Below are 20,579 nucleotides of genomic sequence, written 5' to 3'. Positions count from 1 at the left end.
ACTGCGCCATGCGCGACATCCTGATCGACATCGAAACCATGGGCACCGGACCCAACGCAGCAATCGCCTCGATCGGCGCAGTCGCGTTTGACCTGGGGTCGCTGGAGCTCACCGAGAACTTCTATTGCGTCCTCGACCTGCAGGCCGATATACGCGCCGGGGGCGAAGTGGACGGTAACACGATCGGTTTCTGGCTCGGCCAGCCGGACGCAGCGCGGCTTGCCATCACCGAGGATTTCGTGCTGCCGACGCACCCCGGCGAGGCGCTGCTGAACTTTCGCATGTTCGTCACCAAGGCCGTTCCCGGTGCAATCGACAACGTCCGTGTCTGGGGCAACGGTGCGGCCTTCGACAACGTCGTGCTGCGCCAGTGCTACCGTCGCCACCACCTGCCGGAACCGTGGCAATACTGGAACGACCGCTGCTACCGCACCATCGCCTCAGCGTTCCCCGACATCCAGAAAAACCCCTTCGGCACCAAACACCATGCCGGTGACGACGCGATCGCTGAAGCCAAGCACCTGCTCGACATCTTCCGAGCTCACCCCGAGTTGCGATCTGCGGCCGAGGCCGCCTAAGCGCAGCCCACCACCAACGGAGTCCCCCATGCACATCCGAACCGACCTGTTCAACTTCGTCGTCGCCCACCTCAACTACGGACAGACGCTCGATGAACTGAGCGAGAAGCTCAACGCCTGCGTGCAGGCCAGCCGCGACACCGGCAAGCAGGCCAAGCTCACGCTGGAGCTGACCATCAAACCGAACGGGGCCAGCGGACAGTATGAGCTCACCGAGCAAATTAAAACCAAGATCCCCGAAATGGCCCGAGCCTCCACGCTGATGTTCGGCACCCCCGAAGGCAACCTGGTGCGCGATGACCCACGGCAAACGTCGCTGGATCTCCGCACCGTCGACGAGCAACCCAAACCCACCACGCTGAAAGAGGTCATCTGATATGGACTTTGAGCACAACTACGACGGCATCAACCACCCGGCCATCAAGTCGCTACTGGCGACCGGCGCGGCACTGAGCGCCGGCGAGATGTCCCTCGACATCGACGGCACCCCGGCCCATCTGGTGCCCGAAGGGTGGACCCTGGTCGAACACGTCGAAGCCCGCGGGGCACCGCGGCGCGTAGAAGCCGACGTCACCCTGACGACGCTCGAGTCCTTCATCGCGTTTGTCAGCGCGCACGGCGACGCGCAGTCGGCCATCTTCGTCGACACACTGTCCGGCAAGACGGAGTTTTGCGCCATCCTCGACTATCACCTCGGCCAGAAGGCCGACTGGTGCAAGTTCAAGGCGCGCTACGAATGCCCACGCACGCCCGAGTTCCAGGACTGGCAGGAGAAAAGCGGCAAGTCCATGCCGCAGACAGACTTCGCGGAATTCATCGAAGATCACCTGCCGGACATTGTCGACCCGCCGGCGGCGGAGATGGCCGAAATCGCGCGCGGTCTGGTCGCCGACATCAAGATCAAATTCACCAAGGCCGTGCGCCTCGACAACGGCGAAACGCAGCTGCAGTACCGGGAGGAAATCAACGGCGCCGCCGGACCATCAGGCCAGTTGAAAATCCCGCAGACGATAAAGCTGGGCCTGCCGCTATTCATGGGCGGCGAACCCTACGCCGTCGAGGCTCGCTTCAAGTACCGCATCCGCGACGGTGTGCTCAGCATGTGGTACGAGCTGATCCGCCCCCACCGGCTGATTGACGACGCGGTCGACACCATGGTCAAGGCTGTGCGCGCCGAGTGGCCAGGCCACATTTACTTCGGCAAGCCATGATCAAGCCCTCCCGTCAGATCCTGGCTTACGTCGCCGGTCCCTACCGTGACCGGCGCGGAACCTACTACGTCGACCAGAACATCTGGGCGGCGCGCCAACTCGCTGCGGGGCTCTGGGCCCGTGGTTTCACCGCCGTCTGCCCGCACTTAAACACCAGCCACTTCGACGGTCTGGTCAGCGATCAGGCCTTTCTCGACGGTACGCTTGAAATGATGCGCCGCTGCGACCTGGTCGTCATCACCAGCACCTGGCACACCAGCGCCGGGACGATCGGCGAGATCCGCGAGGCCCTGCGACTGGGCATTCCTGTCTACATCTGGCCGGATCTGACCTACCCGCTGACCGCCGATTGCTTCAACTTTCCGGATGAGTGCGTCGCATGAAATTCGCCATCACCCGCGAGCGTCTGCTGCGCCCGCTCAAGGCCGCCGCGCCGGTGGCACGACCAACATCCACACTGCCCATCCTCAGCCATGTGCTGCTGAAGTTGGACGACGACACCCTCACCATCACCGCCAGCGACATCGAGTCGCAGATCGAATGCCGGCAGCGCGTCGACGGCGGCGACCCCGGTGCGCTGGGTGAGGTCTGTGTACCGCACGCCAAACTTTTCCAGATCGCGCGGCTGGCAGACCCCGAGCGCGTCATCACACTGGAACAGGAAGCCGGGCGAATGATCGTCCGCTATGGCCGCTCGCGCTTCCAGCTGCAGACCTTGCCCGCTACCAACTTCCCGGCCTTCGACGCTGACGATCTCGTCCACCGCATCGACATCGAGGCCGAGCAGCTGCTGCGTGCGCTCAGCGCGGTAGCCCACGCCCAGGGCATCAAGGACGTCCGCTACTACCTCAATGGCACGCTGCTCCGCGCCGAGGGCGACCGACTGACCGTCGTGGCCAGCGATGGCCACCGCGTGGCGCGCTATATCGTCAGCGACTGCGCCACGCCCTGCAGCGAGGTGGACGGTGTGCTGGACGCCATCCTCTCGCGCGATGCGGCCGGCGACATCGTCAAATTGCTGCGCGACGCCACCGGGCCCGTCACTCTTAGCCTCGGCCACCGCAGCGTCACGCTGACCGCCGGCGGCGACAGCTTCAGCAGCCGCACCATCGAGGGCCGCTACGCCGATTACGAACGCGTCCTGCCCAAATCCTACGTGACCGAATGCACTGCTGGCCGCGCCGCATTGCTAGCCGCGTTGCAACGCGTCGCCGCCCTGACGGCCGACTCAGGCGCCGTGAAAATCATCAGTGCGGACGGCGGCCTGTCGCTGTCATCGGCGAACAAAGAGAACGAAACCGGCGAAGACTTCGCCGAGGCCGAGATCGATGGCGCACCGCTGCTGGCCGGATTCAACGTCGACTACTTGATCCAGACCATCAGCGAAGTGACCGGCGATACGGCACGACTGGAGTTCACCGAACACCCCGGCTCCTGCGTCGTCACCGACCCGGCCAACGACGCATTCCTCGCCATGATCTCGCCGATGAGGTTGTGATGCGCTTTGACATGACCCGCGAAGAAATTCAGGCCCGTCGCCAACGCGCTGGCCGGAAGCGTGACGCGCAACAGAAATCCGACAAGGCTGCCGGCTGGACCAAACACACCCGCGAGCGGACGAGGCTGTCCGTTGAGAGACCGACCCACCAGCCCCAGTCGGAGGTCGACCGATGAAAAGACTTGCGATACCTCTGGCGGTAGCGCTGACGGCCTGCGACCCATCAGCCTACTCCGAACAGGACCAATGCTTCCGCACCGAGATATTCATCCGATGCCTGCAGTCAATCCCTGACGCGGCTGATGACGTCGTCCGTGAGTGTGCGAATGCTGCGGATTTTCAGTCGCTGCGGATGCGCAAGCACATCGACGAGGACTGCCGAGCATGAAACAACGACGACCCGATCCCGGCGGCGTGGCCGGCGTCTGTTTTGCCCTTGCGGCACTGATCGCCATTGTGGCGCAGCTCGTCGATCTCGTACGCTGATCTGCGCACCCTACCCTATGACTGACCCATCCACCCGAGACGCCGCACGCCTCGACATGCTCCGATTCCTCGGTGCCATTGTCCTCGATCGGCTCATGGTCCAGAATCCGGCCAATGAACAGAGCAGCACTCTACGCCCGCTTCAGCACCGACAGACAGCGCGAAACGTCGATCGCCGATCAGCTACGACTCTGCCGCCTGCGTGCGACTGACCTCGGGCTTACTGTCGTCGCCGAGTTCCGCGACGAGGCGACAAGCGGCAGCACTCGCATCATGGACCGGCCCGGGTCGCGGGCGCTGATGTCAGCCAGCTATGACGTCCTGATCGTCGAATCGCTCGATCGTCTCAGCCGCGACATGATCGACCAGGAGACCACCGTCCGTCGTCTCGAACATCGCGGCATTCGTCTCATCGGTGTGTCGGACGGCTACGACTCAGAGTCCTCCTCGAGGAAACTGCAACGCGGCATGCGCGGCATCATCAGCGAGGTCTACCTCGATGACCTCCGCTACCGCACCCACAGGGGGCTCAGCGGTCAGGTCTCGCGCGGACTGTTCGCCGGCGGACTCCCGTTCGGTTACCGCACCATATCCGTCGACGGTGGCCACATACTGGAGATCGACGAGCCACGCGCCGCCATCGTGCAGCGTATCTTCGCCGAGTTTGTCTCTGGCACCTCGATCACCCGCATCGCGCACGACCTCAACCGGGACCGACTACCCTCGCCGCGCGGATCCACGTGGGCCGTCTCCGCCATCTACGGCAGCCCCAACAAGGGCACCGGCATCCTCAACAATGAACTGTATCGCGGACGGTACACATGGAACCGTAGCCAGTGGGTCAAAGACCCCGACACCGGCAAGCGACGGCGCATCGAGCGACCCGAGTCGGATTGGCAAAGTGAGGACCGCCCCGATCTGCGCATCATTGACGATGCGACGTGGCTCGCCACCCGCGACCGCATGAACACCCCCGCAAGACTCAACGGATCCCAGCGCGGCAGGCGCCCCACCACCCTATTTGGCGGACTGCTCATCTGCGGCCACTGCGGCGGTGCCGTCGTCTCGATCAACGCCCGCGCCTACGGCTGCGCGGCCCGCAAGGATCGGGGGCCCACCGTCTGCGTGGGTGTCATGGCTCGCCGTGACCGGGTCGATGCGCGGCTACTCGCCGAGGTCCGGTCGATACTCATGGAGCCCCAATCGATCCGCGACCTGGTCCAGATCGTCGAAACCGCAGCCAGGCAGATGACGGACCCGACCGCGACGGCTAGCACTGCCCGGCGCCTCCGCGAGCTGGATGGTGAGATTGGCCGCATCGTCGACGCCATCGCCTCTATCGGACTGTCGCCCGCACTGCAGTCGCGGCTGAAACTCCTCGAATCCGAACGCACCGAACTCGAACGGCGCAGCGCGAACGCGCAAACCGTGCGCGTACCCACCGCCAGCGAGATCCGCCGGGTGTTTCGCGAGGTCGTGATTGATTTGCAGGACGCATTGAGCAGCGACATCCATCGCGCTCGGCAGTTACTGCTGGGATTGATTGGTCGGGTTGAAGTCACCCACGAACGGGGTGACACCCATCTGACATTTGACGAGCCAGTTGCAGCGCTTGCGGCCGCATCCGGACTATCTCTAGGACTGGTAGCGGGGGCAGGATTTGAACCTACGACCTTCGGGTTATGAGCCCGACGAGCTACCGGACTGCTCCACCCCGCGTCAGATAAGAGTATCTTAGGGCAATCGCCCGATTCTTGCAAGCGAAATGACGGGCACTGCCCGTCAGAGTGGGACCAGGGCGCGAAGGACCAGCAATGCCGCCCAGGCAAAAAGGCCCGCCAGTATGTCGTCCAGCATGATTCCCAGTCCCCCGCCGACCCGGCGGTCAGCCCAGGCGATTGGCCAGGGCTTGGCGATATCGAATAGGCGGAACAGCAGAAAACCGCATGCGACCGCAGTCCAGGAGAACGGCACGCCCCACATTGTGATCAGGAAGCCAACGATCTCGTCCCAGACGATGCCGGGATGATCGCCGATCTTGTGGCGGCGTGCTGCGGCAGCACAGAACCAGACCCCGGCGAGCGCAAGGACCAGAACGAGCGCACCGTACGCCGGCATGGACAGGTCGGCCCACAGCCAATAAAACGGAATCCCGAGCAGCGTCCCGAAGGTTCCCGGGGCAAACGGCACCAGCCCTACCCCCAGGCCGAACGCGAGCAATGAGGGAGGATGCATCAGTACCGACCGCACCGGGACAGGTTGCCGCGATTTTTCTCCCATGGCGTTACCGTCCTGCGAAATGATCGTATCCGCCGGGCCCAAAGGCATCGACGCGGCCTTCGCGGCTGAGCCGCAGGCCCGGCTCGCGCTGGATGCGGCCGATCACCGTACAGGCGCATCCGATCGAGGCGAGCGCCGTTTCGATCGCGACCCGTTCGCGCTCAGGCAGCGTGAAGCACAGTTCGTAATCGTCGCCGGCAACCAGCGGCATGCACCAATCACCGGTGCGCTCGATGTAGTCGAGCACGGCTGCGGACAACGGCAAGCGCTCCCATTCGAGCGTTGCCCCTGCTCCGCTCGCCGCCAGGATGTGGCCGAGATCGGCGGCCAGTCCATCCGACACGTCGATGCAGGCGCTGGCCCGTCCCAGCAGTTGCTGACCGGCCGCTACGCGAGGCTCGGGACAAAGCAGCCGCCGGGCGGGCTCGTCATCGCGGCATTCCCATCGGCCCTGCAGTTGCTTGAGACCCAGGCCGGCGCTGCCGACTTGACCGGTCACGAAAATGAGATCACCGACATTCGCGCCCGAGCGGCGGAGGCTGCTGCCTGCCGGAAGCTGCCCGATGGCCTGCACGGTGATGCTGAGCGGTCCGCGCGTCGTGTCGCCGCCTACCAGCTCGACGCCCTGTGCCTGCGCCAGTTGGGTGAACCCGGCGGCAAAACCCTCGAGCCAATCCTGATCGAGCTCGGGCAGGGTCAGGCATAGGGTGACCCAAGCCGGCGTTGCCCCCATGGCCGCTAGGTCGCTGAGATTCACCGCGAGACTCTTGTGGCCCAGATCGTGGGGATGCACATCCGCAAAGAAATGGACGCCCGCCACCAGTGTGTCGGCCGTCACCGCAAGCAAGGCGCCGGCGGACGGTTGCAACAGAGCGCAGTCGTCGCCGACGCCGAGCACGGTCTGCGGGTGCGGCGCGCTGCCCCGGGCGAAATAGCGGCGGATGAGGTCGAACTCGCCGAACGACCCTGACGGAGGGGGCGTCAAGCGCGGCGAGCGTTAGGCCGGGCGCCGATTTCTAGCGCCCGATGCTGTCGCGCGACGCGATCGAGGATCCCGTTGACGTACCGGTAACCCTGCTCGGCTCCGAACTCCTTCGCAAACTTGATCGCCTCGTTCAAGACAACCCGATAAGGCAACTGCGGACGGAACAGCAATTCGAACGCACCGATACGCAGGATCGCGCGCTCGACCGGATCCACCTCCGCAATCGGCCGGTCCAGATATTCAGCCAGCGCCGCATCGAGCCGGGCCACATGTTCCGGTATGCCGTGCAGCAGCGCCTTGAACGTGTCGGGATCCCCTTTGCCAATCCCATGTTCCTCAAAGAACTGGCGCTCGATCTCGGCAGGGCTCAAACCGGTGATCTGCCACTGGTAAATTGCCTGCACCGCCGCACGACGCGCCAGACTGAGCCCGGCCGGATTCATGCCTCCTCCAGGGCACGGACCAGATTCACCATCTCGATGGCGGTCACGGCCGCTTCTGCACCCTTGTTGCCGGCCTTGGTGCCCGCACGCTCGACCGCCTGTTCGATCGTATCCACGGTCAGCACGCCGAAGGCCACCGGAATTCCATACTTCAGCGACGTGGCCGTCAGCCCCTTCACGCACTCTCCCGCGACGTAGTCGAAATGCGGCGTCGCGCCGCGGATGACCGCGCCGATGGCGATGACGGCATCGCAGCTGCCGCTCGCGGCGACCCGGTCGACCGCCAACGGCAGTTCGAACGCGCCGGGTGTCTTGACGATGCGGATCGCATCGGACTGCGCCCCATGGCGATGGAGCGCATCCACGGCACCAGCGATCAAGTGATCGACGATGAAGCTGTTGAAGCGCGATGCCACGATACAGAAGCGCCGCCCCTGGGCCGACAAATGGCCCTCTATCGTCTTGATATTGCTCATGGTTCAAATCACCTCATTCTGACGAAACGTAATCGACGACTTCGAGATCGTAACCAGACAGTCCCAGGTATTTCTTTTGCGAACCCAGGATCCGCAGCTTGCGTACACCGAGATCGGCCAGGATCTGGGCGCCCGTGCCGGTGGTGCGCCAGTCGTCGCCACGCTCTTCACTGACCCCGAGGGCGATACCGTGGTCCTCCATCTGATAGTGATGGATGCGCTCGACCAGCGACTTGTCGTCCTCCTCGTTCCGGATCACGACCAGCACGCCGGCGCCTTCCTGGGCGATCCGCTTCATCGACGCGCGCAGGGACATCGTCGCATCGCCCCGCTTCGCGCCGAACAGATCCCCGAGCAGGTTGCGCCCATGCACGCGCACCAGCGTCGGGGCATCGCCGGACACGGCCCCCAGGGTCAGCGCCAGGTGCAGTTTGTTGTCGATGCGATCCTGGTAGGCATGCAGGCGAAAATCGCCGAACTCGGTCGGGAAGGCGCAACTGCAGATGCGCTCCACCGTCTGCTCATTCTGCATGCGGTAATGGATCAGGTCCGCGATCGTCCCGATCTTCAGCCCGTGCTTCGCGGCGAAGGCCTCGAGATCGGGCCGTCGCGCGAGCGAGCCGTCCTCGTTCAGGATCTCGACGATCACCGCGGCCGGCTCCGTCCCGGCGAGACGGGCCAGATCGCAGCCGGCCTCGGTATGCCCGGCCCGGTTCAGGACACCGCCCGGCTGGGCCATCAGCGGGAACACGTGGCCGGGCTGAACCAGGTCCTCGGGTTTGCAGCCGGGCGCGACGGCGCACTGGATGGTCCGCGCACGGTCAGCCGCCGAGATGCCGGTCGTCACACCGGTCGCCGCTTCGATCGAAACCGTGAAATTGGTCGAATGGGGCGTGCGGTTGTCGTTGACCATCAGCGGCAAACGCAGCTGCTGGCAGCGATCGCGGGTCAGCGTCAGGCAAATCAGGCCGCGCCCGTAGCGCGCCATGAAGTTCACATCCTCGGGCCGGACGTGCGATGCGGCCATGACCAGATCGCCCTCGTTCTCGCGCGCCTCGTCATCCATGATGATGACCATCCGGCCTTCCCGGATGTCGGCGATGATTTCTTCAATCGTGTTCATGGGTCCCCTGGACGAAACCCGCCCGCATCAGCTGTTCGTGCGTCAGACCGCCTGGCGCGGCAGCGACGTCCGTGCCCGTCAGCAGGCGCTCCAGATAGCGCGCCAGCAGGTCGACTTCGAGATTGACCTCACGCCCCGGCATGGCGCTGCCCAGCGTCGTGACGGCGAGTGTGTGGGGCACGATATTGACCTCGCACCAGTCCGGACCTACGGCATTGACGGTCAGGCTGATGCCGTCCACGCAGATCGACCCCTTCTCGGCGACATATTTCGCAAGACCCGCCGGCACCGTGATGCGGAACCGCACCGATCGCGCGTCCTCCGTACGCGCGGCGATCGCGCCGATGCCGTCGACGTGACCGCTGACGATGTGTCCTCCCAAGCGGCTGGACGGCGTCAGCGCGAGCTCCAGATTCACCGGATCGCCCGGACGCAGGCGCCCGATTATCGTCCGGGCGAGCGTTTCCCGCGAGACATCGGCGGCAAAGCCATTGGCCGACCGGCTGATGACCGTCAGGCACACGCCGCTGACTGCGACACTGTCACCCAGCGCCAGATCTTCGACCGGAAGCGTGCCGGTCGCGACGCTGAGTCGCTGATCGCCGCCGCGCGGTTCGATGGCAGTGATCCGTCCCACCGCCTGCACGATACCCGTAAACATCTCAGTCCTGGTTCTCCTCAGTTGCCGCAGCAACACTCGCCAGCGTCAAACGCAGATCGTTACCGATCTGCCTGACGTCCGTATAGCGCAGTTCGGGCCGGTCGCTCATTCGCCCCAGACCGCTCAGCTCGAACAGGCCGCGGCCGTCACTGCCCAACACACATGGGGCGACGTAGACCCGCCATTCATCGACCAAACCCGCTCGCAACAGTGCCCCGTTCAGGACCGCGCCGGCTTCCACCAGCGCCTCGTTGAACTCGGCATCGCCCAGAAAGCGGACCAGCTGCGCCAGATCGACACCGCGACCCTGCGCAGCGCCCGGCAGCGTCACGACCTCGGCCCCGGCATCGCCCAGCGCCTGCCGACGTCGCGCATCGGGGGATGTCGTCACGACCACCGTTCGGCCTGGTTGCCGCAGCAGTTTCGCCGTGACCGGCAGGCGGAGCCGCGAGTCCAGCACGACACGCACCGGCTGCAGCACCGGTTCCCCCGGATCGAGCCGGGCCGTCAAAGCGGGATCGTCGGCGAGCACCGTATCGATGCCGGTCACGATCACGGAACTCCGTGCCCGCAGCCGGTGCACGTCATCGCGCGCCGCCGGGCCAGTGATCCAGCGACTCTCCCCGGAGGCCAGTGCGGTACGTCCGTCGAGGCTCATCGCGAGCTTGCTGCGCACGAAGGGCCGTCCGGTGCGCATCCGGGTACAGAAACCGACATTCAGCGCCTCGGCCTCGCGGCTCAGAGCGCCGCATTCGACCCTCAATCCGCCCTGTCTCAGAATCTCGAGACCACGCCCGGCAATCGCCGGATTGGGATCTTCCATTGCGGCGACCACGCGCACCACCCCGGCCGCGATCAGGGCCTCGGTGCAGGGCGGTGTTTTCCCGTAGTGGCAGCAGGGCTCCAGACTGACATAAGCCGTGGCGCCACGCGCTTCCGCACCGGCGGCGCGCAAGGCTTCGATCTCGGCATGCGGACCGCCGACACGGCGATGCCAGCCCTCACCGACGATACGGCCGTCCTTGACCAGCACGCAACCGACGCGCGGATTCGGGTCGGTCGTGAACAGCGCGCGCGCCGCCAGATCCAGCGCCCGCCGCATGAATTGAGCGTCGTCCATCAGGCGTGAATCCGGCACAAATACGTGAGGAGGGGCGCCGCGTCCATACCGAATAAAGTGTCGCGGCGCACCGATTGCCGCGCGCAGGATGGTAGCAGGTGAGCGCCCCCTGTGGGAGCCGAACTATTCGTCGAACAGGTCGGGCTGTCCCGCCACCGCGTTCGAACGTGGGTCATTTTCGAGGTGATCGATGACTTCGCGAAATTCGTTGACGTCCTCGAAACGGCGGTAAACAGATGCGAAACGGACATAGGCCACATGGTCGAGGCGACTCAATTCATGCATGACACGCTCCCCGATCAGGCGCGAGCGGACTTCGCGGTCACCGCGTGCAAGCAGGCTCTTCTTGATCCTGGCGATCGCGGCTTCGATCAAATCGCTGTCGACCGGCCGCTTCTCGAGGGCGCGCAAGAATCCGTTGCGCAACTTCTCTTCCTTGAACGGTTCACGATGGCCGTTGCTCTTGACCACCCGCGGCATGTTGAGCTCGGCACTTTCGTAGGTCGTGAAGCGCTCCTTGCACTCGGCGCATTCCCGACGCCGACGAACCTGATCCCCATCCTGAGACAGGCGCGAGTCGATGACCCGGGTGTCACCGGCACCACAAAAAGGACAATGCATGATCGCGCGCGGAACGTAAGGTCAGCGAAACCCGGGCTGATCGAAATGTCGCGGCCGTTGGTCAGGAAGGATACACGGGGAAGCGATGACACAAATGCTGGACTTCGCCCCGGACCCGCGCGACGACCGCTTCGTTTTCCGGATCGTCCAGCACATCGCAAATCCATCCGGCCAGCGTTCGGCATTCCCCTTCGCCGAAACCGCGCGTCGTCGATGCCGGCGTTCCCATGCGCACACCACTGGTCACGAACGGCGACTGTGGATCATTCGGCACGGCATTCTTGTTGACGGTGATGTGCGCCCGGCCAAGCACCTCTTCCGCGAGTTTTCCGGTCAGACCCTTCCCAATCAGGTCCAGCAGGAACAGGTGGTTGTCGGTACCGCCCGAAACGATCCGATATCCCCGCTCGATGAAGGTGCCCGCCATGACGCGCGCATTGCGGATCACTTCTTCCTGGTAGGCCTTGAATTCAGGCTGCAGCGCCTCCTTCAGCGCCACGGCCTTGGCGGCGATCACGTGCATCAGCGGTCCGCCCTGGATGCCCGGAAACACCAGAGAGTTCAGCTTCTTCTCGATGTCCGGATTGGACTTCGCGAGAATCATGCCGCCGCGCGGGCCGCGCAGCGTCTTGTGCGTGGTGGTCGTCGTGACGTCTGCGATCTGCACCGGATTTGGATAGACGCCCGCGGCCACCAGACCCGCGACATGCGCCATATCGACGACGAACAACGCGCCGACTTCGTCGGCAATGTCACGGAAACGCTGCCAGTCGACGACGCGCGAGTAGGCGGAGAATCCGGCGATGATCATCTTGGGCCGGTGTTCCTTCGCCAGCGACGCCACCTGTTCGTAGTCGATCTCGCCGGTCGCGGGGTCCAGGCCGTACTGGATCGCGTTGTAGATCTTGCCGGAGAAATTGACCTTGGCACCGTGAGTCAGATGCCCGCCATGCGCGAGGCTCATCCCCAATATCGTATCGCCGGGGCTGATCAGCGCCATATAGGCCGCGGCGTTCGCCTGGGAGCCCGAGTGCGGCTGGACGTTGGCGTAGTCGGCACCGAACAGTTCCTTGGCCCGCTCGATGGCCAGCGACTCGACGATGTCGACGAATTCGCAGCCACCATAGTAACGCTTGCCCGGGTAACCCTCGGCATACTTGTTGGTCAGCACGCTGCCCTGCGCCTGCAACACCCGCGGGCTCGCATAATTCTCGGACGCGATCAGCTCGACGTGGTCCTCCTGGCGAGTGACTTCGTCCTCAATCGCCTGCCAGAGTTCGTCATCGAACCCCGCTATCTCCATCCCCTTGCTGAACATAACTACCGCCTGGATCAGTGTGCTGTGTTTCCAGCTATGTATTCTACCGCACCCGACCCACCATGACCTAGCTCACACCAGGGTTATTCCGGTCGACAGCCTATCCACTCAGCGTATCGGACCCTGACTCGAGGACGCTGACGTCCCTCGGGCAAGCTCCCTTTATGCCGTCTTTATGCCGTTCCCGTTAGTCTTTTCTCCACTGGCGAGGCCAACGACGTGACCCGACCGAAGCCCGGGGTCAACGCGCGGCGCCCCGACGCGAGACACCACGGATCTGTCTGCCCGTCCCCCGGCCGTTCTTTCTTGTGCCGCGCTTCATTTGGAGACCTATGTTCAAAAATCGCTCCTGGCTCCTGTGCGGGCTGCTGTTTCTGTGGCCCACTGTTTCGCTGGCCGAAGGAGTGCATCAGTCCACGGCGATCGATCTGACGCACCATTGGGTGGGTTACCTTTCGCTGGCAGTCATCGTCCTGGCCTACGCAGCCGCAATGCTTGAAGACATGACCATGCTGCGCAAATCCAAACCGATGTTGTTCGGGGCAACCCTGGTCTGGCTCGCGATCGTGCTCGCGTACCGGCAGCAAGGGAACGGCGACGCCGGACCGGCGGTCGCCGCATTCAAGGCCAACTTGCAGGCCTACATGGAACTGTTGCTGTTCATCATGGTTTCCATGACCTATTTGAACGCCATGGAAGACATGCGCGTGTTCGAGGCACTGCGCAACCGTTTGGTCGGTGCCCGGCTCGGCTACCGGCATGTGTTCTGGATCACGGGAGCGCTCGTGTTCATCCTCTCCTGCGTCGTCAACGGCTTGACCTCGGGTTTACTGATGGGGGCTGTCGTGATGGCCGTCGGCAAACACAACCCGCGCTTCGTGACCCTTGCCTGCATCAACATCGTCGTGGCCACCAATGCCGGCGGGTCACTGAGCCCGCTGGGGGGAATCTCGACCCTGTTCGTGTGGCAGAGCGGCAAACTTCAGTTCACGGAGTTCTTTACGCTGCTGTTACCCTGCTTTGTCAACTTCCTGGTTCCCGCGTTGATCATGAGCTTCTTCGTACCCAAGGAGCGTCCGGCTCTGCAAGCCGCCACGGTGAACCTGCAGCGCGGCGCCAAACGCGTCATCGCTCTGTTCGGCGTGACCATCGCACTCGCTGTGCTGTTCGACATGAAACTGCGCCTGCCGCCTGCGGCAGGAATGATGGCGGGACTCAGCCTGTTGCAGTTCCTCAGCTTCTATCTGGAACGATCCCAATCTCGAGATGCCTTCGAGAAGACCCCGGCCCCCATCGAGGTACCCGACGTGGCGTCTCACCTCGTTCAGGAGCGGCCTTACGACATCTTCCAGAAGGTCGCAAGGCTGGAATGGGACACCCTGCTTTTCTTCTACGGTGCCATGCTCGGAATCGGCGGACTCGGGTTCATTGGTTATCTGGACATGATTTCGACTTGGCTGTACGGTCAACATGACCCAACGGTAGCCAACGTCTTGATCGGCCTGTCGTCGGCGTTCGTCGACAACGGAACGTTGATGTTCGCGGTACTCAGCATGAACCCCGACATCCCGCAGGGCCAGTGGCTGCTGGTCACGCTGACCTTGGGCGTCGGGGGCAGTTTGCTCGCGATCGGCTCGGCTCCGGGCATCGGCCTGATGGGAATCAGCCAGGGACGTTATTCTTTCATGGCACACTTGCGTTGGTGTCCGGCGATCCTGCTGGGCTATTTCTCCGCCATCGGTGTTCATTTCGTCGTGAATGCCGGCTCCTTTTGAACGTAGAGCCAACGACTTGAAGGCAAGGCCAACACCCTGCTCAGCGGACAGCCGTCACGCGGCAACCTACGGCAACCTATCACCAGCGGTCGCAGAGCCCGAGGCGGGGGATGCGAAGATCCGGCGATCTCACAACGGCTGGCTCGACTGGTGCGCCGCAGGCTTTGTCGCCCCGGCTCTATGCACCGTATTGATCTGGCCGCTGCGCGACCATTTCCTTTCGTCCAGCATCCTGATCTTCTATCTGCTCGGCGTGTTGCTGGTCGCGGCCCGGAAGGGCCGGGCCGCATCCTTCCTCGCGTCGCTCATGAGCGCAGCGGCCTTTGCCTATTTCTTCGCACCACCGATCTTTTCACTGGCAGTCGCCGACACCGAGAACGTCATCGCGCTGGCTGCGATGCTGATCGTCGCCCAGGTCACTGGAGCCCTCGTGGAGGCCCTTCAAATACAGGTCGGCATCGCAGCTCAACGCGAATCGCACGCTGCGGCACTGTATCGGCTTAGCGCGGCCCTCGCGCAGGCGCGCCACGAGACGGAGGTGATCGAGACAGCGGTGCGCAAACTGCACGAGCAATTCGGCGTTCGGGCCGTTCTATTGTTCCCTGACCGCGATGGTCGCCTGCGCTACCCGACCGCCCCGCCACTGCCCGAGTCCCTGCGCAGCGCGGATTTGACTACGGCCGGACACGCCCTGCATACCGGCCTGCGGACAACAGACCAGCCTGACAAAGGCGATATGCTGCGTTACCACGCAATCGAAGGCTCAGGCAGCGTCTTCGGCGTCATGGTTCTGGCAGGGCGGGACTCGGTTAGTGCCAGCCGCCCGCAACCTGGGCAGAATGCGTTCCTCGACCTGTTTCGAACCCAGATCGCACAGGCACTGGAGCGGACGCGGCTCGCCGAACAGGCCAAAGAGGCGTCGCTGAAAGTCGAGGCGGAAGCACTGCGGAACTCATTGCTCGGCGCCATTTCCCATGACCTGCGGACGCCGCTCACTCGCATCATGAGCGCAGCCGGAATTCTGGCTGAGCAACAGGACCAACTGACTTGCGATGAGCAAAGGGAACTCAGCACCTTCATTCAGGACGAGGCTGAGCGCATTTCAGAACTCACGACCAAGATCCTCGACATGGCGCGTATTGCCGGCGGCACCATCGCGCTACAACGGGAATGGAATACCGCAGAGGAAATCGTCGGCGCCACGCTGACCCGCCTGGACCGTGTGCTCGATGGGCGACCGGTCAACATTCAACTGGCTGACACGATGCCACTGCTATGGGCAGATCCGGTGCTATTGCAGCAGGTGCTGAGCAACCTGATCGAGAACGCGATCAAGTACACGCCCGCATCGAGCCCGATTGACATCAGCGGTAACCGCACCGCAGACGGACTCAAACTCGAGGTCGCCGATCGTGGCCCAGGCATCCCTGACGGATTCGAGGCCCGAATCTTCGACAAGTTCTTTCGGATCGAACCGGAAAGTCCCCACGGCGGGGCCGGACTGGGCTTGGCGCTTTGTCGGGCAATAGTGGAGGCTCACGACGGGCACATCAGCGCGGCCAATCGGACCGGCGGTGGCACCGTGTTCACGCTTTCGCTACCGATTCACGAACCGCCTGCGATGGCCTTCGAGTAAGGAGCGGAATCATGAGCCCGAATTGCCCCTTGATTCTGCTGATCGAGGATGATCCCCATACACGACGATTCCTCAACACCAGCCTTGCAGGATGGGGTTGGCACACGCTGGAAACCGGGACCGGCAGGGATGGCCTTGCAGCGGCTCGATCGGCTCGCCCCGACCTCGTCATCCTTGATCTGGGGCTGCCCGACATCGACGGCATCTCGTTGATCCGGACGCTCCGGCTGACCGCCGACATTCCCACGCTTGTCCTCTCGGCACGGGGCCGCGAAAGGGACAAGATCGAAGCGCTAGACTCGGGTGCCGACGACTATCTGACCAAACCGTTCAGCACCGGCGAACTGGCTGCCCGCTTGCGGGCCTTGCTGCGCCGCTCTTCGAAGCCGGAAGACACAGGAGAACCCTTCGTGGCAGGACCGCTGAAAGTCGATTTGAGGCACCGCCGTGTCTACAAGGACTCCGTCGAAGTTCGCCTGACTCCGATCGAATTCCGTCTGGTTGCAATGCTCGTGCGCCATGCAGGGCGGGTCGTGACACACCGCCAGTTGCTAAAGGAGGTCTGGGGTCCCGATCACGTCCATGACAGCCACTATCTGCGTATTTATATGAGCCAGTTGCGGCACAAACTCGAACGTGACCCGGCTCGTCCCCGCTACCTGTTAACCGAAGTGGGGGTCGGCTACCGGCTGGTTGGTGACGAGTGAGGTCCGTCTGAGCAAGCCCGCGAACCGATCATTGGCTGGCTCCGGGTACGCCACCAGAGCAAAGACTCGAGATGTGATTTCAGTGACGGTGCCCACAACCGGCACCGCAACTATGGACCGGCGCAGAGCTGGGCGCCGATGCGGCCTTTGCGCCCCCGCCGCCGTGCACCGCCGGTGCAGAAAGCTGCTTTTGAACCGGACCGCCGCAGTTGGGACAAGCCGGGGCCGGGTCGGCAATCTTGTGCATCGCGGTAAAGTCGTGATGGCAGCTATCGCATCGATAATCGTATGTAGGCATGGTCGTTTACACCTTGTCAGAAGAACGCCTGGCGCTTTACGGTCCTGGGGCTCGCTCTGTCGCACCGACGGAACGCCGCGATATGGCGGGCCCACCCGATCAGAACGGCTTCAGCGTCGCGAGAAACACGATGGCGAACAGAAACAGTACGGGAACTTCATTGATCCATCGGTAGAACACATGGCTGCGTCGGTTGCGGTCGGCCTGGAAATCCCGCAACCATAGTCCGCAAGCCACATGGTAGGCAACCAACAGCGCGATCAACAGCAGTTTCGCGTGCAGCCACCCGGACGTACCGAAGGCCTCCCAGGCATAATCGGCCAACATCCAGAAGCCGAATAACAGTGTCAGCACCATGCCCGGCGTCATGATCCCGTAGTAGAGCTTGCGCTCCATGATCTTGAAGCGCTCGATGCTGACGACGTCACCGCTCATCGCATGGTAGACGAATAGCCGCGGGAGGTAAAAGAGCCCGGCAAACCAGGTCACCATGAAGATCAAATGCAAGGCCTTAAACCACATGCTCAAGACGCTCCCAACAGGGTCTCAATTTCTTGCCGCACCCGCCCAAAATCGACGGCGCCCGCAATCCTGTGCCGGATAAATCCATGCGAATCGATCACGAACGTGCTGGGCACCCATTCCACTCCGCCGAAGGCGGCCGCCAGACGCCCGTCCAAATCCAACGCAACTGTATACCCCAGGCCGGTCTCCCTGACCAGAGAGAGCACGCGGCTCGGAACGTCGTAGCCCATCGCCACTGCGAAAACGCGGACGCCACGCGCTCGGTAGTCCTCGCTCAACCGGTTGAAATCAGGTATCTCGAGCAGGCACGTCCGGCAGTCGCTGGCCCAGAACGTCACGACGACAGGATGCCCACGCAACTGCCCCAATTCGGTACGTTCCCCGCCAAGGCTCGTAAACGTCGCAGTCGGTCGGTCCTGACGCCATACGGCGAACAGCACCGCCGCCAGCGCGATGGCACCAAACGCCGCAAGCACGATCCGACGCGCTGTCCTATTCATGCCGCGCGACCGTGCCGGCACTTGGCGCTGGGGAACGCAGCGCGTAATCTTAAGTTCCCTACCAAATTGCCAGGAGATGTTCGATGAAGGATTTCCCCGGCGCATGGATTCTGCTTATTGGCAGCCTCTTCGCGATACAGACCTGGGTCGTTCCGGCGGTCATCAATGGGGCGACGGGAACGACCTTGATGAAGGGCACGCCCGAGGAAGGTGGCAGCAGCCTGCCGGTATCGAATGCCTATACGGATCGCGCGTTCGCGGCCTGCAACCATCACGCGGAGACCCGCGACCGTTCGACGCGGCTGACGCTGGCTCCGTCGCCGGAGAAGAGCTGGGACATCGGGTTCGGCCGGTATGTCATCCAGGCTTCGGTAGCCGTCGGGGACGAAACCAGGCCCCAACGGCGCGATTATGTTTGCCGAGTCCATTTCGCCGGGGGCGATGAGCAGGATCCGGGGAACTGGACCGTGGACGGCCTCGAATTCAGCCAGCCCTGAGCCGTTTCCGCGCACACCTAGCACCGAGGTGAACTGACGATCCGAGCGAGCTCACCTCGGCCTGCGCGGGAATTTTGCCCTCGGGAAGCCGGATCAGTCCTCGACTTGCTGGATACCGTCCAGATACCAGGTTGGCTGGCGGCTGGCTTCGCTGCGAGTGAAATGCCAGACCTCGCGAGTCATGGACGGTTCCTGGCTGGCGCCTTCACGCAACCGGGCAGCGAACAGCACACTGGCAATCAGTTGATCGCCGGATCGTTCCACGCCCAGCAGCTGTGCATCGAGGCCCAACACCTGCGTGGGCTCGTCATCAGTGCGCTCACGCAGCTGGGCTTCCAACTCGGCATACACACGCTCGGTGGCCAGTGCCCGCAGTTCTGAATAATCGCGCGCATCCCAGGCCTGCTGCAGATGCCGGTACGCTTGCTTGGCACCGGCAAGGAAAGCAGCGTGGTCGAACCCGGCCGGGACGTCCTGTGCACCGACGGGGGCGGCGCCGCCGCGGAACATTACGTCGGTATCAAATCCGGCCGGAGCGCCGGCATGCGGAGCCCGCCGCGATGAACTCTGATCCGGTCCACCGCCGAAGCCGCCTGCCGTCCCACGCCCGGTATCCCACTGCGGTGCGCCCCGACGCGCTGCCAGCAAGCGGAAGGCCAGATAGGCGACGAAACCCATCACGACGATATCGAGGAAATTGATGTGCTCGAAAGCGCCGCCGAAGAACATGGCGCCGAGCAGGCCACCGAGTGCGAGTCCTCCGAGCATGCCCATGAGGCCGCCCCGGTTGCGGAATGATTCGCGCATGGCCTGATTCCGCTGGACCGGCGCGGGCGCAGCCGAGGGTGCGCTGCGCGGCATTGCGCCGTAATCCGGTCCGGGACGGTAAGGCTGGCTGTACGAGGGTCGCCCACCGAAAGACTTGCCACCGCCGAGGCGCTTCGCGAACGCATCCCCGGGCTGAGCGAGCATAAGCACCAGGCCGACCAACACAAACAGAGAGATCTTCAAATACGGTTTCATACGGGCCTCAGGCAATTTCAACGGCTACGGTTTCCGGGACTTTACGGTTCGGACAGTTCTCGCCGCGGCGCCGGACCCAGCGGGCGCAGAGCATAGCACACGCCAGGGTCAGCTACGTCGAGTGACCGCGAACACAGACTCCAAGCTTCGGACTGATGGAAATTCAGGAGGTTCCCCCGGGAGACCGTGAGGACGACAGCGCGTGCCAAGAGAAATGTGCGGCTCGGCGGGTGCGGATTCAAGAGAGAGTTACGAGTCGCAGATGGACCCGTTGTTTGGCTGTCACCGCGTGTGAACGATCACCGGCGGCGGGGAAGTAAGTCTGGACGGGCCCGCCGGGACCCAGATCAGGGCCACGAAGCGATATGACGAAAGCCCAGTGTTGCGGCATGCATTCGGCAAACGCAATGCCCCGTCGCGCGGGTCGTCCAGGTCCGCTACGGGATCAAGCGCTCAGCAGCGAGGACGCCGCACGGAAGCTCAGTTGTGCATTGACCGCAGGTTGGAGAATCTGAAACCCGAAGCGTCCCTCTCATCCACGAAGTCGATTACGGCGCCCTCGACGTAGGGAACGCTCTTCGGATCGATGAACAACTTGACTGCACCACAATCGACCACCTCGTCGTTGGGCTGCGCATGTTCCTCCAACCTCACCCCGCACTGCAGCGTATCGCCGCAGAGAGAGGAAACGATGATCCGAATCCCCGTCGCTTCGAAACCAGAGGTTTTTACGAACTGCCTGGCGGCGCTGATCGCTTTGTCGGTGAGCGTGACCACGGCTTCGACCCTCATCTGCTATGAAATCTCCTTATATTCTG

General features: G+C 63.4%; 25 protein-coding genes, 1 tRNA gene and 1 pseudogene. 11 read left to right on the top strand and 16 right to left on the bottom strand.

The genetic code is table 11. From position 1 onward, the window contains the following. The first annotated feature begins 8 nt into the window (after nucleotides 1-8). From ACW73L_RS07300 to ACW73L_RS07270, 7 genes and pseudogenes are all read left to right on the top strand, one after another. Nucleotides 9-578 carry a 3'-5' exonuclease gene (locus ACW73L_RS07300; RefSeq protein ID WP_498921062.1) on the top strand — a complete coding sequence of 190 codons (570 nt, stop codon included), beginning with the start codon at nucleotides 9-11 and terminating at the stop codon, nucleotides 576-578. A 28-nt stretch (nucleotides 579-606) separates the two neighbouring features. Then, nucleotides 607-954 carry a YfdP family phage-associated protein gene (locus ACW73L_RS07295; RefSeq protein ID WP_498921061.1) on the top strand — a complete coding sequence of 116 codons (348 nt, stop codon included), beginning with the start codon at nucleotides 607-609 and terminating at the stop codon, nucleotides 952-954. Between the two features lie 88 nt (nucleotides 955-1,042). Continuing rightward, on the top strand, nucleotides 1,043-1,789 hold the full coding sequence (locus ACW73L_RS07290; RefSeq protein ID WP_498921060.1) for a DUF2303 family protein: 747 nt from the start codon (nucleotides 1,043-1,045) through the stop codon (nucleotides 1,787-1,789). Further along, entirely contained in the window at nucleotides 1,786-2,172 is a 387-nt protein-coding gene (locus tag ACW73L_RS07285; RefSeq protein ID WP_498921058.1) for a DUF7768 domain-containing protein, read from the top strand. The genes ACW73L_RS07290 and ACW73L_RS07285 overlap by 4 nt, the downstream gene beginning before the upstream one ends. Further along, on the top strand, nucleotides 2,169-3,287 hold the full coding sequence (gene dnaN, locus ACW73L_RS07280; protein ID WP_498921057.1) for a DNA polymerase III subunit beta: 1,119 nt from the start codon (nucleotides 2,169-2,171) through the stop codon (nucleotides 3,285-3,287). The genes ACW73L_RS07285 and dnaN overlap by 4 nt, the downstream gene beginning before the upstream one ends. A gap of 172 nt (nucleotides 3,288-3,459) precedes the next feature. After that, entirely contained in the window at nucleotides 3,460-3,675 is a 216-nt protein-coding gene (locus ACW73L_RS07275; RefSeq protein ID WP_498921055.1) for a hypothetical protein, read from the top strand. Between the two features lie 212 nt (nucleotides 3,676-3,887). After that, nucleotides 3,888-4,895: pseudogene (locus ACW73L_RS07270) on the top strand (recombinase family protein); the annotation flags it as partial. A gap of 42 nt (nucleotides 4,896-4,937) precedes the next feature. On the opposite strand, the gene ACW73L_RS07265 reads toward ACW73L_RS07270, so the two are convergent. The 11 genes from ACW73L_RS07265 to glyA form a co-directional block, all read right to left on the bottom strand. After that, nucleotides 4,938-5,288 (bottom strand): hypothetical protein, encoded by a 351-nt coding sequence (locus ACW73L_RS07265; RefSeq protein WP_498921054.1) that lies wholly within the window; start codon nucleotides 5,286-5,288, stop codon nucleotides 4,938-4,940. A 127-nt stretch (nucleotides 5,289-5,415) separates the two neighbouring features. Continuing rightward, nucleotides 5,416-5,492, bottom strand: a tRNA-Met gene (locus ACW73L_RS07260). A 63-nt stretch (nucleotides 5,493-5,555) separates the two neighbouring features. Further along, nucleotides 5,556-6,053 (bottom strand): phosphatidylglycerophosphatase A family protein, encoded by a 498-nt coding sequence (locus ACW73L_RS07255; protein ID WP_498921052.1) that lies wholly within the window; start codon nucleotides 6,051-6,053, stop codon nucleotides 5,556-5,558. Between the two features lie 4 nt (nucleotides 6,054-6,057). Then, on the bottom strand, nucleotides 6,058-7,038 hold the full coding sequence (gene thiL, locus ACW73L_RS07250) for a thiamine-phosphate kinase (RefSeq protein WP_498921050.1): 981 nt from the start codon (nucleotides 7,036-7,038) through the stop codon (nucleotides 6,058-6,060). Beyond that, entirely contained in the window at nucleotides 7,035-7,481 is a 447-nt protein-coding gene (nusB, locus tag ACW73L_RS07245; protein ID WP_129883533.1) for a transcription antitermination factor NusB, read from the bottom strand. The genes thiL and nusB overlap by 4 nt, the downstream gene beginning before the upstream one ends. Then, on the bottom strand, nucleotides 7,478-7,957 hold the full coding sequence (gene ribH / locus ACW73L_RS07240) for a 6,7-dimethyl-8-ribityllumazine synthase (RefSeq protein WP_498921048.1): 480 nt from the start codon (nucleotides 7,955-7,957) through the stop codon (nucleotides 7,478-7,480). The genes nusB and ribH overlap by 4 nt, the downstream gene beginning before the upstream one ends. 13 nt (nucleotides 7,958-7,970) lie before the next feature. Beyond that, complete coding sequence (gene ribBA, locus ACW73L_RS07235; protein WP_139556257.1) at nucleotides 7,971-9,080, bottom strand: bifunctional 3,4-dihydroxy-2-butanone-4-phosphate synthase/GTP cyclohydrolase II; 1,110 nt, start codon at nucleotides 9,078-9,080, stop codon at nucleotides 7,971-7,973. After that, a complete protein-coding gene (locus tag ACW73L_RS07230; RefSeq protein ID WP_498921046.1) occupies nucleotides 9,067-9,741 on the bottom strand; it encodes a riboflavin synthase in 675 nt (224 codons plus the stop codon). The genes ribBA and ACW73L_RS07230 overlap by 14 nt, the downstream gene beginning before the upstream one ends. Nucleotide 9,742: 1 nt before the next feature. Then, entirely contained in the window at nucleotides 9,743-10,861 is a 1,119-nt protein-coding gene (gene ribD / locus ACW73L_RS07225) for a bifunctional diaminohydroxyphosphoribosylaminopyrimidine deaminase/5-amino-6-(5-phosphoribosylamino)uracil reductase RibD (RefSeq protein WP_498921045.1), read from the bottom strand. Nucleotides 10,862-10,984: 123 nt separating this feature from the next. Continuing rightward, a complete protein-coding gene (gene nrdR / locus ACW73L_RS07220; protein WP_498921043.1) occupies nucleotides 10,985-11,482 on the bottom strand; it encodes a transcriptional regulator NrdR in 498 nt (165 codons plus the stop codon). A 61-nt stretch (nucleotides 11,483-11,543) separates the two neighbouring features. Next, nucleotides 11,544-12,800 (bottom strand): serine hydroxymethyltransferase, encoded by a 1,257-nt coding sequence (gene glyA / locus ACW73L_RS07215; protein ID WP_498921042.1) that lies wholly within the window; start codon nucleotides 12,798-12,800, stop codon nucleotides 11,544-11,546. A gap of 332 nt (nucleotides 12,801-13,132) precedes the next feature. On the opposite strand from glyA, the gene nhaD reads away from it, so the two are divergent. Genes nhaD through ACW73L_RS07200 form a run of 3 tightly spaced genes read left to right on the top strand, consistent with a single transcriptional unit; the run spans nucleotide 13,133 to nucleotide 16,918 of the window. Beyond that, entirely contained in the window at nucleotides 13,133-14,575 is a 1,443-nt protein-coding gene (gene nhaD / locus ACW73L_RS07210; protein ID WP_498921041.1) for a sodium:proton antiporter NhaD, read from the top strand. Between the two features lie 16 nt (nucleotides 14,576-14,591). Then, nucleotides 14,592-16,211 carry an ATP-binding protein gene (locus ACW73L_RS07205; protein WP_498921039.1) on the top strand — a complete coding sequence of 540 codons (1,620 nt, stop codon included), beginning with the start codon at nucleotides 14,592-14,594 and terminating at the stop codon, nucleotides 16,209-16,211. An 11-nt stretch (nucleotides 16,212-16,222) separates the two neighbouring features. Further along, nucleotides 16,223-16,918, top strand: a complete 696-nt coding sequence (locus tag ACW73L_RS07200) for a response regulator (RefSeq protein ID WP_498921037.1) — start codon at nucleotides 16,223-16,225, stop codon at nucleotides 16,916-16,918. A 79-nt stretch (nucleotides 16,919-16,997) separates the two neighbouring features. Here the strand turns inward: ACW73L_RS07200 and ACW73L_RS07195 are convergent, their stop codons facing one another. From ACW73L_RS07195 to ACW73L_RS07185, 3 genes are all read right to left on the bottom strand, one after another. Continuing rightward, nucleotides 16,998-17,216, bottom strand: coding sequence for an FmdB family zinc ribbon protein (locus tag ACW73L_RS07195; RefSeq protein ID WP_498921035.1), 219 nt, complete (start codon nucleotides 17,214-17,216; stop codon nucleotides 16,998-17,000). A gap of 99 nt (nucleotides 17,217-17,315) precedes the next feature. After that, a complete protein-coding gene (gene hemJ / locus ACW73L_RS07190; protein WP_139556250.1) occupies nucleotides 17,316-17,738 on the bottom strand; it encodes a protoporphyrinogen oxidase HemJ in 423 nt (140 codons plus the stop codon). Between the two features lie 2 nt (nucleotides 17,739-17,740). Further along, complete coding sequence (locus tag ACW73L_RS07185) at nucleotides 17,741-18,241, bottom strand: TlpA family protein disulfide reductase (RefSeq protein ID WP_498921034.1); 501 nt, start codon at nucleotides 18,239-18,241, stop codon at nucleotides 17,741-17,743. Between the two features lie 83 nt (nucleotides 18,242-18,324). On the opposite strand from ACW73L_RS07185, the gene ACW73L_RS07180 reads away from it, so the two are divergent. Next, the gene (locus ACW73L_RS07180; RefSeq protein WP_498921032.1) at nucleotides 18,325-18,738 is read left to right on the top strand and encodes a hypothetical protein; all 414 of its coding nucleotides are present in this window, start codon (nucleotides 18,325-18,327) and stop codon (nucleotides 18,736-18,738) included. Nucleotides 18,739-18,831: 93 nt separating this feature from the next. Here the strand turns inward: ACW73L_RS07180 and ACW73L_RS07175 are convergent, their stop codons facing one another. Together ACW73L_RS07175 and ACW73L_RS07170 are read right to left on the bottom strand one after the other, a co-directional pair. Beyond that, on the bottom strand, nucleotides 18,832-19,761 hold the full coding sequence (locus ACW73L_RS07175) for a Tim44 domain-containing protein (protein WP_498921031.1): 930 nt from the start codon (nucleotides 19,759-19,761) through the stop codon (nucleotides 18,832-18,834). 480 nt (nucleotides 19,762-20,241) lie between these two features. Then, nucleotides 20,242-20,538, bottom strand: coding sequence for a HesB/IscA family protein (locus ACW73L_RS07170; protein ID WP_498921029.1), 297 nt, complete (start codon nucleotides 20,536-20,538; stop codon nucleotides 20,242-20,244). Nucleotides 20,539-20,579 lie beyond the last annotated feature (41 nt).

The sequence above is a fragment of the Methylolobus aquaticus genome (assembly GCF_054172105.1).
This window is presented reverse-complemented; position numbering and strand designations above follow the sequence as displayed.